The 13,757-nt window shown below is 33.0% G+C and carries 17 protein-coding genes; 6 read left to right on the top strand and 11 right to left on the bottom strand.

The features are described 5' to 3' along the window. The first annotated feature begins 717 nt into the window (after window positions 1-717). Entirely contained in the window at window positions 718-1,686 is a 969-nt protein-coding gene (locus OIU83_RS17910; protein ID WP_264207628.1) for a YheT family hydrolase, read from the top strand. A gap of 235 nt (window positions 1,687-1,921) precedes the next feature. On the opposite strand, the gene OIU83_RS17905 is transcribed toward OIU83_RS17910, so the two are convergent. Then, on the bottom strand, window positions 1,922-2,818 hold the full coding sequence (locus OIU83_RS17905; RefSeq protein WP_264207627.1) for a helix-turn-helix domain-containing protein: 897 nt from the start codon (window positions 2,816-2,818) through the stop codon (window positions 1,922-1,924). 192 nt (window positions 2,819-3,010) lie between these two features. Here OIU83_RS17905 and OIU83_RS17900 point away from each other — a divergent pair, with 192 nt between their 5' ends. The 5 genes from OIU83_RS17900 to OIU83_RS17880 all read left to right on the top strand — a co-directional run bounded on the left by OIU83_RS17900 (window position 3,011) and on the right by OIU83_RS17880 (window position 7,142). Further along, window positions 3,011-3,988, top strand: coding sequence for an aldo/keto reductase (locus tag OIU83_RS17900; RefSeq protein ID WP_264207626.1), 978 nt, complete (start codon window positions 3,011-3,013; stop codon window positions 3,986-3,988). 69 nt (window positions 3,989-4,057) lie between these two features. Then, a complete protein-coding gene (locus tag OIU83_RS17895; protein WP_264207625.1) occupies window positions 4,058-4,528 on the top strand; it encodes a nuclear transport factor 2 family protein in 471 nt (156 codons plus the stop codon). Window positions 4,529-4,539: 11 nt separating this feature from the next. Continuing rightward, window positions 4,540-5,391 (top strand): aldo/keto reductase, encoded by an 852-nt coding sequence (locus OIU83_RS17890; RefSeq protein ID WP_264207624.1) that lies wholly within the window; start codon window positions 4,540-4,542, stop codon window positions 5,389-5,391. A 52-nt stretch (window positions 5,392-5,443) separates the two neighbouring features. Further along, window positions 5,444-6,592: an aldo/keto reductase gene (locus tag OIU83_RS17885; protein ID WP_264207623.1), complete on the top strand. Its 1,149-nt coding sequence runs from the start codon at window positions 5,444-5,446 to the stop codon at window positions 6,590-6,592. A 76-nt stretch (window positions 6,593-6,668) separates the two neighbouring features. Next, the gene (locus tag OIU83_RS17880) at window positions 6,669-7,142 is read left to right on the top strand and encodes a nuclear transport factor 2 family protein (RefSeq protein ID WP_264207622.1); all 474 of its coding nucleotides are present in this window, start codon (window positions 6,669-6,671) and stop codon (window positions 7,140-7,142) included. A gap of 250 nt (window positions 7,143-7,392) precedes the next feature. On the opposite strand, the gene OIU83_RS17875 is transcribed toward OIU83_RS17880, so the two are convergent. The 10 genes from OIU83_RS17875 to OIU83_RS17830 form a co-directional block, all read right to left on the bottom strand. Continuing rightward, window positions 7,393-8,031 (bottom strand): thymidylate synthase, encoded by a 639-nt coding sequence (locus OIU83_RS17875; RefSeq protein WP_264207621.1) that lies wholly within the window; start codon window positions 8,029-8,031, stop codon window positions 7,393-7,395. A 182-nt stretch (window positions 8,032-8,213) separates the two neighbouring features. Further along, a complete protein-coding gene (locus tag OIU83_RS17870) occupies window positions 8,214-8,555 on the bottom strand; it encodes a hypothetical protein (RefSeq protein ID WP_264207620.1) in 342 nt (113 codons plus the stop codon). A 23-nt stretch (window positions 8,556-8,578) separates the two neighbouring features. Further along, window positions 8,579-10,120 carry a hypothetical protein gene (locus tag OIU83_RS17865; RefSeq protein WP_264207619.1) on the bottom strand — a complete coding sequence of 514 codons (1,542 nt, stop codon included), beginning with the start codon at window positions 10,118-10,120 and terminating at the stop codon, window positions 8,579-8,581. A gap of 12 nt (window positions 10,121-10,132) precedes the next feature. Further along, on the bottom strand, window positions 10,133-10,546 hold the full coding sequence (locus tag OIU83_RS17860; protein ID WP_264207618.1) for a hypothetical protein: 414 nt from the start codon (window positions 10,544-10,546) through the stop codon (window positions 10,133-10,135). Window positions 10,547-10,548: 2 nt separating this feature from the next. Continuing rightward, window positions 10,549-11,400, bottom strand: a complete 852-nt coding sequence (locus OIU83_RS17855) for a phage baseplate protein (protein ID WP_264207617.1) — start codon at window positions 11,398-11,400, stop codon at window positions 10,549-10,551. Beyond that, window positions 11,393-11,878 carry a hypothetical protein gene (locus OIU83_RS17850; RefSeq protein WP_264207616.1) on the bottom strand — a complete coding sequence of 162 codons (486 nt, stop codon included), beginning with the start codon at window positions 11,876-11,878 and terminating at the stop codon, window positions 11,393-11,395. Before OIU83_RS17850 ends, OIU83_RS17855 begins: the two co-directional genes overlap by 8 nt. Beyond that, window positions 11,868-12,749 (bottom strand): nucleotidyltransferase, encoded by an 882-nt coding sequence (locus tag OIU83_RS17845; RefSeq protein ID WP_264207615.1) that lies wholly within the window; start codon window positions 12,747-12,749, stop codon window positions 11,868-11,870. Before OIU83_RS17845 ends, OIU83_RS17850 begins: the two co-directional genes overlap by 11 nt. Beyond that, on the bottom strand, window positions 12,749-13,030 hold the full coding sequence (locus OIU83_RS17840) for a hypothetical protein (RefSeq protein ID WP_264207614.1): 282 nt from the start codon (window positions 13,028-13,030) through the stop codon (window positions 12,749-12,751). The genes OIU83_RS17845 and OIU83_RS17840 overlap by 1 nt, the downstream gene beginning before the upstream one ends. Further along, complete coding sequence (locus OIU83_RS17835) at window positions 13,012-13,452, bottom strand: hypothetical protein (protein ID WP_264207613.1); 441 nt, start codon at window positions 13,450-13,452, stop codon at window positions 13,012-13,014. The genes OIU83_RS17840 and OIU83_RS17835 overlap by 19 nt, the downstream gene beginning before the upstream one ends. Then, a complete protein-coding gene (locus OIU83_RS17830) occupies window positions 13,442-13,753 on the bottom strand; it encodes a hypothetical protein (RefSeq protein WP_264207612.1) in 312 nt (103 codons plus the stop codon). Before OIU83_RS17830 ends, OIU83_RS17835 begins: the two co-directional genes overlap by 11 nt. Window positions 13,754-13,757 lie beyond the last annotated feature (4 nt).

Raw genomic sequence — 13,757 nt, 5'->3', positions numbered from 1 at the left:
AGTAATATTTACTTTTTATAAAAGTATGGTGATTAGTCATAAATTTAGCAATTTAGAGTTAACAGTTATAAATGATGAATCTAATGTGTTTTTTTCTTAAATAAGAATAATAAATGTGGTATTATTAAACAGTATTCGGCTAAAATTAACATTAAAACACTTGAAAAAAGTGTTTATTATAATATAACAGAATTACATGAGGATGTTTGCTTAATCTTAATAAAATTAAGAATTTTTTTGTTCCACAATTGTTAAATAAAGGTTAAAATTTAAGAAAACCCGATTAGAAGCGTTTATTTGACGGTTATTCATATTGTAAACAACATCTTAGTAAAATAAAATATTCAAAATATTAGAGATATTCAGGAATTGTTATAAAATATAAAATTTTATATTTCAAATGTAATTAGTTATAAATTAATCTATCACGGTTAAAATTGAGCCATAATTTTACATTGTTATGGTAGTTTAAATTATTTTGGTTTATATAGAAATCTGTCCGTTTTTTTCTAGTAATTCCAGTTGTGAGATATTATCTTTTTCTTAACTTATTTATAAATGTTATGAAAGAGAATTCAAAAGAGATATCTTTTAACTTTTACTATTTTGGATATTAAAACTCTGTATTTATAAAAAGTGAAATAAAAAAGACTGTATTAAATTAGATGTTGATTGATTTCTTAGATTTGTATTAAGCATCATTAAAACTTTTTTATCATGCCAATAATTGAACAATCAGAATATAATTTTCCTTCTATTATTTATCGCAATAGACATATATCTACTATTTATGCTGCTTTGTTTAAAAGGTTTGAAGCTCCAGAATATACTAGAGAAAAACATGAGTTAAGTGACGGAGATTTTATTAATATCGACTTTATTATAAAGGATCCTAAAAAAGCAGTTATTTTATGTCATGGTTTAGAAGGCGATTCGCGTAGAACGTACAATAATACCTGCGCGGCTTATTTTCAGGAGAAGGGTTTTTCGGTTTTCGCATGGAACAATCGTAGCTGTGGAGGAGAAATGAACCGCCTTCCTAGACTTTATCATCACGGTGCCGTTGATGATCTTGATGAAGTAGTCCAGTTTGTTTTACAAAAAGAATTTGAAGATGTTTATCTGATTGGATATTCTATGGGAGGGGTTCAGCTCTTGAATTATTTAGGTTGGACAAAAATCGATGAGCGCATAAAGGCGGCAGTCTCGATTTCAGTACCAACTCATATCGCTACAAGTGCTGCTGTACTCAAGCAAGGTTTTAACAGAGTCTATTTAAAGAATTTTACAATTGATATAAAAAAAAAGCTGAAATACAAAGCGGCTCAGTTTCCTGATTTTATAAACCGTGATCTGATTGATGAAATTTCTTCTTTTGATGAAGTTGATCAGTATTTTACAGCACCGTTGCATGGCTTTGCAAGCCGTGATGACTATTACCAGCGTGTTTCTCCTGAATTTTCCCTTAAAAATATTACCACTCCTGTTTTAATTATTAATTCCCTGGATGATCCTTTTTTAGGTGAAAGATGTTACCCCAGAGCTATAGCTCAAGACAGTGCATATGTTTATCTGGAAACCCCAAAATATGGAGGACACTGTGCTTTTCCACTACGTAATTCAATGCATTCCTATGTAGAGAAAAGAGCTTACGAGTTTTTTGAATCTTGCAAAGAGCCTGCATAGTATTTTTTAAATAATTATCTGTGGTAAAAAAGGTAGCAATTCCAATTTGATGACGATACAATTCCGCCTAATAAAAATCCCGGAATAAAACTAATTACCAATCCAGTCAAAATTAATAATACAGGATAAACTACTTAATTTTATTAGCCAACATAATCAACAATAAAATAATTATTAATAGACCTAAGTAAAAAAGAAGTTATCAAATGTTTTTTTTAGTTTATAAAGGGAAATCTTAGTTTAAGCTTCTGTATTCAATTGGCGTGTAACCTGTATTCTTTTTAAACATTCGATTAAAATGTTGTGGATATTTAAACCCCAATTCAAATGCGATTTGACTCACCGATTTTTCAGTGTCAAAAATTCGTTCTTTGGCCAAATTGATTAATTTTAATTGAATGTGTTCCTGAGCAGTTTTACCAGTTTCTTTTTTGATTAAATCACCAAAATAATTTGGAGAAAGATGTAACCGATCTGCAAAATATCCAACAGAAGGAAGACCTATATCCTGAGGAGTTTCAGATTGGAAATAATCATTTAATAAGTTTTCAAATTTTGATAAGATGTCTGTATTGATATTTTCACGGGTTATAAATTGCCTGTCATAAAACCGAACACAGTAATTTAGTAGCAACTCAATATTATTGACAATAATACTTTTACTATGTTTATCAATAGATTGACTTAGTTCGTATTCTAATTTACTAAATAAATCTTTTATAATTTGTTGCTCTTTTAGAGATAAATGAAGCGCTTCATGAAACTCGTAAGAAAAGAAAGAATATTGACTCATTAGTTTGGCTAATGAAGTTCCTTTTATTAAGTCCTGATGAAAAAGTAAAGCCAAACCAGTAGGTTGGTAATCCTCTTCATTTTTAATTTCAATGACTTGTCCAGGCGCGACAAAAACCATCGTTCCATCATCATAATCATAGTTATTTCGTCCGTACTTTAGTTCACCACATTTTCCTGCTTTCAAAAAAACAGCATAAAAATCAAAATGCATACGACTATGATTTGGCAAGGCTTTAGTTCTGGAATTATCGAAGACACTTATTAAGGGATGCAGAGTTTCAACACCTTTAAGATCATTATACTCTGCTATTTTTTCAATTTTTATAATCTGTTCCATGTCTTCGTTTTCTGAATTTATGATACAAATATACTGCTCAGATTGTTAGATAGTTAGGGCGGAGATCTAAATCAGTAAAAATGGTAATAATAGCAGTAATCTGTATACTATAAAGATACGGTTATTGAAAGAAATTTGTATTGTCAAAATGGTAACAAGATTATTATACGATTAAATTAAAAGAATATCTAAATGAAAACAAGAATATTAGGAACACAGGGTTTAGAAGTTTCAGCTTTAGGAATGGGATGTATGAACTTGAGTTTTGGAACAGGAAAGGCAGCTGATATAAACGAAGGAATTAAAGTAATTCGTTCAGCTTATGATAAAGGAATTACTTTTTTTGACACTGCCGAAGCTTACGGACCATTTACTAATGAAGAATTGGTTGGTGCATCCCTGAAACCTTTTCGTAAAGAAGTAATTATAGCTACAAAATTCGGAATGATTTCAGATACTGGAATTAATAGTAAACCTGAACATATTCGTAAAGTTGTTGAAGCATCTTTAAAAAGATTACAAACCGATTATATTGATTTATTGTATCAACACCGTGTAGATCCAAATGTACCCATTGAAGATGTTGCAGGAACAATAAAAGATTTAATTCAAGAAGGAAAAGTGAAATATTTTGGACTTTCAGAAGCTGGTGCCGTAACTATTAAGCGTGCTCATATTGTTCAACCTGTTTCGGCAGTTCAGAATCAATATTCGATTTGGACAAGAGAACCAGAAGTTACCGTTTTACCACTTTGCGAAGCATTAGGAATTGGTTTTGTGCCTTGGGCGCCAATAGGAACTGGTTTTTTAACGGGTAAAATTACGCCTGAGACCAAATTTGATAGTGATACAGATTTACGTGCTGCTTTCCCACGTTTTACACCCGAAGCAATTAGAGCAAATATGCCTGTTGTGGAGTTGCTTACCAAAATTGCAAATACCAAAAATGCTACACCAGTTCAAATCGCATTGGCTTGGTTATTAGCTCAAAAAACTTTTATTGTACCGATTCCAGGAATGGATAAAGTAGAATATTTAGATGACAATATTAAATCTGTAAATGTGGAACTTTCAATAAAAGATTTGGAAGAAATCGAGAGCGGACTTGCAAATATAACTTTTCAAGGCGCTAGATTGAATGAAGGTCTTTTAGGTTTATCAGAAGAATAAAAAAAGGACGCATTTAATAAGTGTTTTTTTAGAGCAGAAATAAGTTTAACTAATTACATATTACATATAATGGAAGAAACAAATTTAACAATTAGAATTAGTGCCATCGAAGATAAAATGGCAATAAGAGAGGTATTTGATACTTTTTCAATTTTGGCAGATGAAAGAAATTTACAAACACAAGCGCTTCTTTTTACTGAGAACGCAATAGTAGAATCGTATTTTAACGGGCAGCTTGCATTAGCCTATAATGGAAGAAAAGAAATAAGTGAGGGATTTTCAGATTTTGTTAAAAACTTTGAAACTCTTTATCATATCAACGGACAACAAATAGTTAAATTAAATGGTAATAAAGCAAATAGTATTGCCTATTGTCATGTAACTCTTGTGGGTGATGAAAATGGTAAAAAAATGAAAACAAATTTAGGTGTTATTTATCATGATGAGTTTGAACGTTTGGACAAAAAATGGCTAATATCGAAAAGAAAATCATTTTTTACGTGGCAAGAAAAAGTAGATTTAGGACAGCCTTTAATTTAAAAAAATAGAAGATGGAAAATATTATTTTAAACAACGGTATAGAAATGCCCATTTTAGGATTTGGAGTTTTTCAAATCACAGATCCATTAGAATGTGAAAAAAGTGTAATTGATGCTATAAACGTGGGATATCGTTCACTTGATACTGCAGCTTCCTATTTAAATGAAGTTTCGGTGGGTAATGCTATTAAAAAAAGCGGAATTGCCAGAGAAGAATTATTTATTACAACTAAACTTTGGGTTCAAGATGCCGGTTATGAAAATACAAAAAAAGCATTTCAGAAATCATTGGATAGACTGCAATTAGATTATCTGGATTTATACTTAATTCATCAGCCTTATGGTGATGTACATGGTTCATGGCGGGCAATGGAAGAGTTATATTCTGAAGGAAAAATTAAAGCCATTGGTGTTGCTAATTTCCATCCTGATAGATTAATCGATCTGATTTTGCATAACAAAGTTGTTCCAGCAATTAATCAAATTGAGACACATCCATTTCATCAGCAAATCGAGACACAAAAATTCCTTCAGGATAACAATGTGCAAATTGAATCTTGGGGTCCATTTGCAGAAGGAAGAAATGACATTTTTAAAAATGAATTATTAAGTGCTATCGGTACAAAATATAATAAAAGCATTGCTCAGGTTATTCTTCGTTGGCTTACGCAGCGTGGTGTAATTGTGATCCCGAAATCGGTAAAAAAAGAAAGAATGGCAGAGAATTTTGATATTTTCGATTTCAAGCTTTCTGATCAGGATATGGAAAAAATTATAACATTGGATACAAATAAAAGTTTGTTTTTTGATCATCGCGATCCCGAAATGGTAAAATGGCTGAGTACTAGAAAGCTAGATATATAATCGAAGAGTTGCTCACAAAATCAAAGCTTTTATCTAACAAAATATTATTTTTATGAATCGTAGAGACTTATTAAAATCAGCTGGACTTGCTATTGCCGGAGCTGCATTATTGCCAGCAACTTCTCTTGCACAAACAGTCCCGTCTGAATCTAACCTTTTCGGGAACAACAATGCGGTACAACCATTATCTGGTAGACGAAAATTAGGTAATTCTTTGGAAGTTTCCAGTGTTGGTCTAGGTGTCCAGAATATGAGTCGCACGTATCAAACAACAATTCCATCACGACCTGAAATGTTCAATATCATAAGAACTGCTTTTGATAAAGGTGTTACTTTTTTCGATGCAGCCGAAGCTTATGGTCCTCATGAGGTAGAGCGAATTCTAGGAGAAGGCATTGCATCTTTTCGTGATAAAGTAGTAGTTTCATCAAAGTTTGGTTGGAATATTGATTTAGAAACAGGCAAGCGTTTACCTGGATTAAATAGCCAGCCGGAGCATATTAAAAAAGTAGTCGAGGGAATGCTAAAACGCCTCCGAACAGATCGTATTGATTTATTATATCAGCATCGGGTAGATCCAAATGTTCCTATTGAAGATGTCGTTGGAACAATAAAAGATTTGATTAAAGAGGGAAAAGTGATGCATTATGGACTTTCAGAACCAGGTATACAAACCGTAAGAAGAGCGCATGCGATTCATGCAGTAACAGCCATTCAGAACGAATATTCGTTATTATGGCGTGGTCCGGAAAAAGAAATTATTATGCTTTGCGAGGAACTCGGTATTGGTTTTGTTGCATGGAGTCCTTTGGGAGTAGGTTTTTTAACTGGAGCTATCGACGCAAATACTCGATTTGCTCCGGGAGATATTCGTGGCATTGAGCCCCGATTTTTATCAGAGAATTTACCTCAGAATCTAAAACTTGTAAATTTGATAAAAAGCTGGGGTATAAAGAAGAACGCTAGTCCGGCGCAAATTTCATTGGCTTGGCTACTGGCGCAAAAACCTTGGGTTGTACCTATTCCCGGAACAACACAGATGGCACATATGTTGGAAAATATTGGATCAAATAATGTTGTATTTACTGCCAATGAATTACAGGAATTCAGCAAAGAATTAGATACTATTCAAATTAACGGAGAAAGATTACCTGCAGCTGTATTAGCTTACTCGGGAGTAGAAGCACCTTTTAAGAAATAAGATAACAATGTTTTAAATATTAAAATCGAGAGAAGTATTAGTAGTTTAAGTTACCGAATTATTTAAAATTGAAAACATGAAAAGATTCATAAAATTATTGTTTCTAATATTCATTTTTAATTCAACAATTGCATGTTCACAAACAAAGTTAAAACAACAAGGTATTATGGAAACGGATAAAATAGATACTAATAAATCTGAAATTCTTGATGTAACTCGTCAGCTGACTCAATTGATGATTGATAAGAATACAGTTGAAATAAAAAAAATTTTAGATCAAGGTTTCACCCTTACACATATCACAGGATATGTGCAGTCAAAAGACGAATGGTTCTCAGAGATTGAAAGTGAACGAATGAAATATTATTCCTATACTGAGGTAAAAACTTCAGTAAAAATTGATGAAGACAAAGCTGTATTTGTTGGTCAAAATCTTCTGGATGCCCGAATTTGGGGCACACGAAATAATTGGCGTTTGCAACAAACGATGCATCTTGAAAAACGAAAGGGGAAGTGGATTATTCTCAATTCAGTTGCAATCACATTTTAAAAAATGATTAAAAATATAAAGTCATGGAAAAAAGAATATTAGGAAATATAATCGAAAAATTAAAATGTACACAAATCTAAAATGAAATGTACATTTTTTTACCAAATATAACGAAAACATCATATAATTTTAAATAGTGTTTAAACACTATTTAAAAAAAAAAAAACCTCCATAAATAGAGGTTTTTTATATAAAAATTAGTATAATAGATTGTTATTCACTATCTTTATAGTGTTATTGAAAGGCATAATTATGCAACATTCAGATTGAATTTAGTATTGTTTCCTGCTAACAATTCTTTTGTACCGTCGATATTGTTCTCATAGATGTGAACATTTCCTAGAAACAATGTAATGCTTTTCAATTGTAGGTTGATTTGCTTGCTTATAAGGTACAAATGATAAATATCTGATGGTAATCCTAGATTCGCATCAGAACTCCTCTGATATGCGCTTATTATCAGTTTACCTTTATCGATTTGAAACTGAATCAAACTTAAACACGGCTGTTGATTGCTTTCAGTGTCATTAGAACCAAGAAACAATACATAATTTTTAGATGTTCGTTTCTCCCTATTAATCTTTTCAATAAGCTTTGGAAGCTTTTCGAAGTAAGTTGGATAACTATTTACCAAAATAGGACCACAATAATCCCACCACGAAACCCCAATTTCTCTGTACGCTTCTGTTGATCGTTCACCGTTCATAAACAGCTGTAACTCATCTTTTAGTTTCTTTTTTGCTACAGGATGACCCTCAAATAACTCCAGTAAATCAATTGGCTTTAATTCTAACGTTTGATTTAATAAATAAGTTATAAAGCCTTTTTTATTCTTTTGATTTTTACCTTTTTCGATAATTTTAGTTAGTATATGATGATACTTATTCATTTCTGTTTTTGATTGATGATTGATTATTCTATATTTGCACCTCTCACGGAATTTATAAAACATAGCAAAGCCAACATTAGAAGATATATTGTCCTCCAACGTTGGCTTTGTGCTAAATTTAAATAACCGTGAGAAGTTTTTTATTTGTTGGAGGGCTTTTTTACTTCCTGCCCTCCTTGGAACTATTCTCTTGCTTTATTCTGTATTGAGTACATTAAAGAAATTACTTTCGGCAATGTCCAGCCAATACCAAGTGAATAAAACATAGTAATATCTACGCCAAAATATTCTACTGAAAAGCGTAATGCCAAGAAGATAGCTAACACAGAAAATACGATTTCAACCAAATTGTCTTGCGTAAAAAAGGCAAAAGAGAAATGATAAGGCGTATTACTTGAAGTTTTATCACGTTTGGCAATTTTGCCTTTGTAATAAAAAGCTAATCCTATTAAAGCAAATAAAAGTCCAGCTAAATATGTTGGTACATCGGTTGTACCAAGAATGAGATTTAAAAATTTGTTCATGTTTTATAATTTTAAGATGTTATTTAAGGATATACTCTTATTTCTAGCCATGTAAAACCATTAAGGACATTATCTGAAGCTGCGCCAGAAACATAAGTTTTAAAAACTACCGTATTGGCTGATCCTGTAATTTGTCCAAAAAAACCATTAGCTGTGACCCCTGAGCCATTAACTACTAAATTTGTTTTTCCTGAAGCAGGATTAAAAGCCCCCATTAAAGTTCCTGTATATTCTCCTATACCTGTTCTAGTCCATACTAAAGTTCCTCCTAAAGTATTTTCGTTAACTACACCTGTGGGCGCATTAGTTCCGTTATTAGTTAAAGTACCTACCCAAACCTTGTATGGTTTCAGTAACGCAAGATCTTTAGCAAGCGCCAAAGCATAGGTACCACCAATAGCTGGCGATGGAACATATATATAAGAATCAGAAAGAGGCTGTTGAAAATATAATTTAGTTTTAAAATCTGATACTCCACCATCAGGTGTATATCTCTCTGTAAACTCAAGTCTACCATCTGCACTAATAATACTACCTGCTTTTTGTATATTATTATCAGAAATATCTTTGTATTGACTTCCAATATATCCAATTACAGAATTATTAAACGCAGAAGTTTGAAGGTTAACCGTATTTAGTCCATTTGGGCTAGTAATGCTACCCCACCCAATGCCAGATTTCATAGCATTTGTCAAGGAAACATCATCCATTGTAGTTAAAACATACGGATCCACTCTAGGTGCTTTTGCAGGTATTTTTATTTTTGCAGGTATTCCAGATCCTGTAATCGGAGTTTCAAAACTTAATTGAGATTGTCCAAGTATTCCGGCTGAGCTAATTACTTTTTGATTTAATGATATTTCTCCATTTTGTATCAATATTTCTGCACCAGATGTCGGTATTTGACCTGTAAATCCTGTTGCCTGATTACCAGAAGCGGGAACTGCCACTATCAATGAGGTGGTAGTGTTTCCAATTACATCAGAATAAGTTGCAGAAGCGACACCTGGTGTTTGATTAAAAACTTGTTGTAAAGTTTGTTTTGCTGCTATAATATCACTTGTCAACGCAATAGTCCCTGACTTAGATTGAAAAATCTGACCAAATGTACCCGGAATAGAATTTTCCCAACTTAATACATTTGTAAAACCTCCTCCAGAATTTCTAATTTCTGTAGGTCTGATATAAGTGAATTTTGAATTAAAAGAAACGCTAATATTTCCCTGTTGAATAAATGAATTAGCTCCTGAAAGTGGATCTTTAACGGATAACCCTCCAAGTCCTAATATAGTTTCGTACCATCCATCTGAACTTTTAATGGTTATACTTTTATTAATAGCTGTACTTCCAAAACCAAGGGTTTGATCTAAAGTTAGAGAACCGCCGAGCTCACTCCTAGGAATAAACCTGACAATCTTGTCAGAACCTCGTACCAAGACACTATCTTTTTTTATACCTTTCGTTACAGTTTCTAGCTGTAATGGTCTATCAATTGAATATGTTTTTTGTGAATACGCTGTAAATGATACAGCTAACAACAATAAAAACAATGTTATTTTTTTCATATTTTAAAGAGTTTAATTAATTTTTGTTGATATGTCAAAACTTTCTAATTGGGTAATATCACCTCCCAAATAATTTCCTGTTATCCAAATCAAACCTACGTACCCCATAACCAAATCATTTGCTTCTAGTGTGTATGCCATTGTCGGATCGGAATTATTGGGGTGCTTAAAAACAAGAAACTTACCTACTTGAATAAAGCCGATTTTCCCAAAGAGTTCAGGATGTGCATTTGGGTCTTCTTTATGAGCGTCAAACTGATCGTTTTCTACTTTCGCATTTAAAACGTTTGTGAGATTGCTAATACTGCTTTGGGGTATCATTTCGTCCTTATGCCAAAAACTAGTCCATGAAGCCCAAAATTGCGCTTGTGTGGGTTTCAAGCCGGTTTTAAACCAACTTAAAATTGTATTTATATCTGTTGCCATATTTATCCTATATATTCAATAAATATTACTACTCTAAATGGGTTCATAAGTGAAAAAGCTTGCCCTGGTCCTTCAGTTGTTGACCCCGGGGGACCGCCGGCTATATCCGTATAAGAAGTCCTAACATTGAATTCTCCGCCATTGATAGCATATTTTCCATCGTCGTCATTTTCGTCGAAATCTCCTGGTATACTATGCTTGTGGGCAGGCATTTCCTCCTTCGATAATCTTTTGTTTTTCAATCCTCCAACTTTACCAACGTAATTAAAGTCGATGTCCTTCGGATCAAAACCAACTGGTATTCGCCCCTCCCAATTAATTACTTCGCGCCAACCTAATGGAATTTGGTTTGCAGGCTTATTCCATAACAGCATGCCACCACCTACCTGAAAAATAGCATTTTTCTTTTCAAGAATTTCAATTCTAGCTAACAGATCACCTGATGATGTTTTATCTTGTTTACGATCCAATGCCTCTTGAATCTCTTTTGTTTCCATTGGTCTTTTAAACGAAGTCCAAGGATATGAAATATCAGCAGTTCCAAATGTAGCATGACGTTTGGTATAAATTTGTTTGGGTAGACCTGTTTGAAATGGTCGAATTACGGCAGTTTCAACAATAATAACTGCCGATGTTGGAGTGACGTCTGCTTTTTTAAATTCTAACAATTCGCCATTTAAGAAAATACAACCATTTTGAACTGTAGTTCCTACAAGGTTACACCCCTCAATTATGGTAAAGTTTCCGGCAAGGCTTCCAAATGCATTGAAAATTTCAAATGTAGTCTGAAGCTCCTGTAACCTTTCGGTTGTTAATGGATACCCAAGTATCTGATTGAAAATTGATTTATTCATCTATAAAAATATTGTAGCGGGTACCGCCAGCTTTGTAAAATTTAACGTGTGCGTGTAGCGCATCAAGTTGTGTGTTGTATAATCCCTCCGGAACAAAAACAATAAAGTCTAAACCCGTATCGGCTGTTTCAGCTTCGGTTCTTAACCAAATTACCTGACCTTCACTTTCAGTATGTATAAAAACATCTTGGTGCTCTCCTTCTGTATATATGTATAGTACATCATGTATATTACCTTCACCAATGCGTATTCTCCTTTGTATTGAATCAAACTTATCATTAAGCGAACCTCGTAAAGAGCAAACCTGTCCGCTATGTTCAATCTTGTAAATATTTTCGATGCGCCAATTCGACCAAATATAGTGCAGTGACTTAATCGGTATAAGCAATGTCTGAACGTATGCTACTATACTCTGTTTTCGTAAGAATGTAGGTAGTAATAGAATCCCGAGACGGTTGTAATCTATTTTATGCCACATATTTGATATTATCAAAGGTTACTACTTCAAAATAGCCACTAACAGGAATTTTAGAAATAAAGATTGGCTGTGGATTATCGTAATCGTCTATTTGCGGATTAATCCAAGCGCTCTCTGCACTTAAAATAGTTGCGTCTAAAACGCCTGGTATTATTTGTAATTTATCAACCAAGGCGGATAATCTCAAATCTCCATCGAATGGAAGCTCTTTCATGTACTCCATTATAGCATCATTGACAGGAAAATTAGCATATAAAATGCTCATGCCATTTTTATCCAGTACAAGCGCATCCCGTTTAATTTGAATGTTTAGGTATAATTTATCAGGCAAATAATTAATAACTGTTACTGAAATACCTGCCCATTTAATATCCTTGATATACGTTTTTTCAAAAGTTGTTTTTTGATCTAGGGTTATAGGGGATAATTTTCCGTTTGTTTCTCCGGCAATCTTTATAATTACACGACTTTTGTTATCTGATTCATCAGTCTCGGCAACAGCAGCGTATTTAATAATCTTTGAAGCTTCAATTTGTTCATCCGTCACACCTTCATTATTAAAGTAATCCTTGTCTTTAACTAAGTCAAAACCATATTGAAAAAGCAAAGCCATAGTTCTGTACCAGGGTAATGTTCCGGACTTTTGATTTGCAATTTTTTCGTCATTCTCTTTTTTGTGAAAGTCAAAAAGGACTTCCAATGTCCAAGTACTAAAAGCAACAATCTCAAACAAAATATTCTCGATCGAAACCTTTGAAAACACGTCTTCAAAATTTGCATTTATTGGAAATCCGTAATTAGTTGCCAAAACCGCATTGCTCATAAATGAGGTTGTGATCTCTTTTTTTATTTCTGTTTGCTTTCTTGCCATTATCTTATAATAAAGGTATTTTCGATTATCATTGCCCCAATACCATCATCAGGAATGATGATGGACAAATCATTTTCACTTAATGCAGTTGCAGGTTCTATTATATGTCTTTGGTAATAATTAGCAATTGGTAAAGTATAAATTGCAATAGTGTACTTTTCGCCAATTACAGGGTTATCGGTAATACTGATATTAGGATCTATTTCAAAAATGGATTCCAAAGCCCCCCCTTGTATGGCTAGGTCTAAAAAACTTTGTCCCTCTAGAGCAAAAATTTCCATGATAAGATTAAGATTAGAATAGCAGTCAATAATTTCCCTATGACAATCCAAAAAGACTGCCAAATGCTTAATCCAATGACCTTAGTATTATCTTTTATTAATTTAGATAACCTATTAATTTCTATATTTTTACTTAGTATCAGCTTTTCGATGCTATCACAACTTACAGTAATGGTATATCCATTTCCTTTAGGTTCTAATTTTACTTTCGCTCTGCCTTTTGAAAAACTTTGGTTTGTCAATTGGTCACATGGAACGTTAACCGAAATAATATCACCCGGAATACGAAGCGTATCAACTACAACACGTTCAACATAACTAATGCTGTCTTTTTGTTTTTCAATTATTTGTTGCGTGCTTTTTACGCTTTTACATCCCAGTAAAAGGAAAAGGATCATTACGATTATAATGCTATTTTTCATTGTTGATTTCGTTATTAATTTCGTTGGCCAAATCGGCATCAAATTTTTGCAAGGCTTTTGTCAATTTGGCTATTGCGGTATGCAAACGGCTGTTTTCTTTACGAATGAGTGTCATGTCTTCTCGAAGTTCTTTTGTCTCTTTTTGTAAATCATCAGCCGTTTTTTGCCAAATCTCAATAGCTTTTTTTACCGAGGTTAATTCCTTGCTTTCATTTTCTATTTTATTCTTTCGATAATTAATGATGTACATAATTACCATTGTTATAATTGCTGTAATGGCTTCGCTTAAAATTCCTTCCATTGCC

It is taken from the genome of Flavobacterium shii (assembly GCF_025847235.1).
GTDB lineage: Bacteria > Bacteroidota > Bacteroidia > Flavobacteriales > Flavobacteriaceae > Flavobacterium > Flavobacterium shii.
This window is presented reverse-complemented; position numbering and strand designations above follow the sequence as displayed.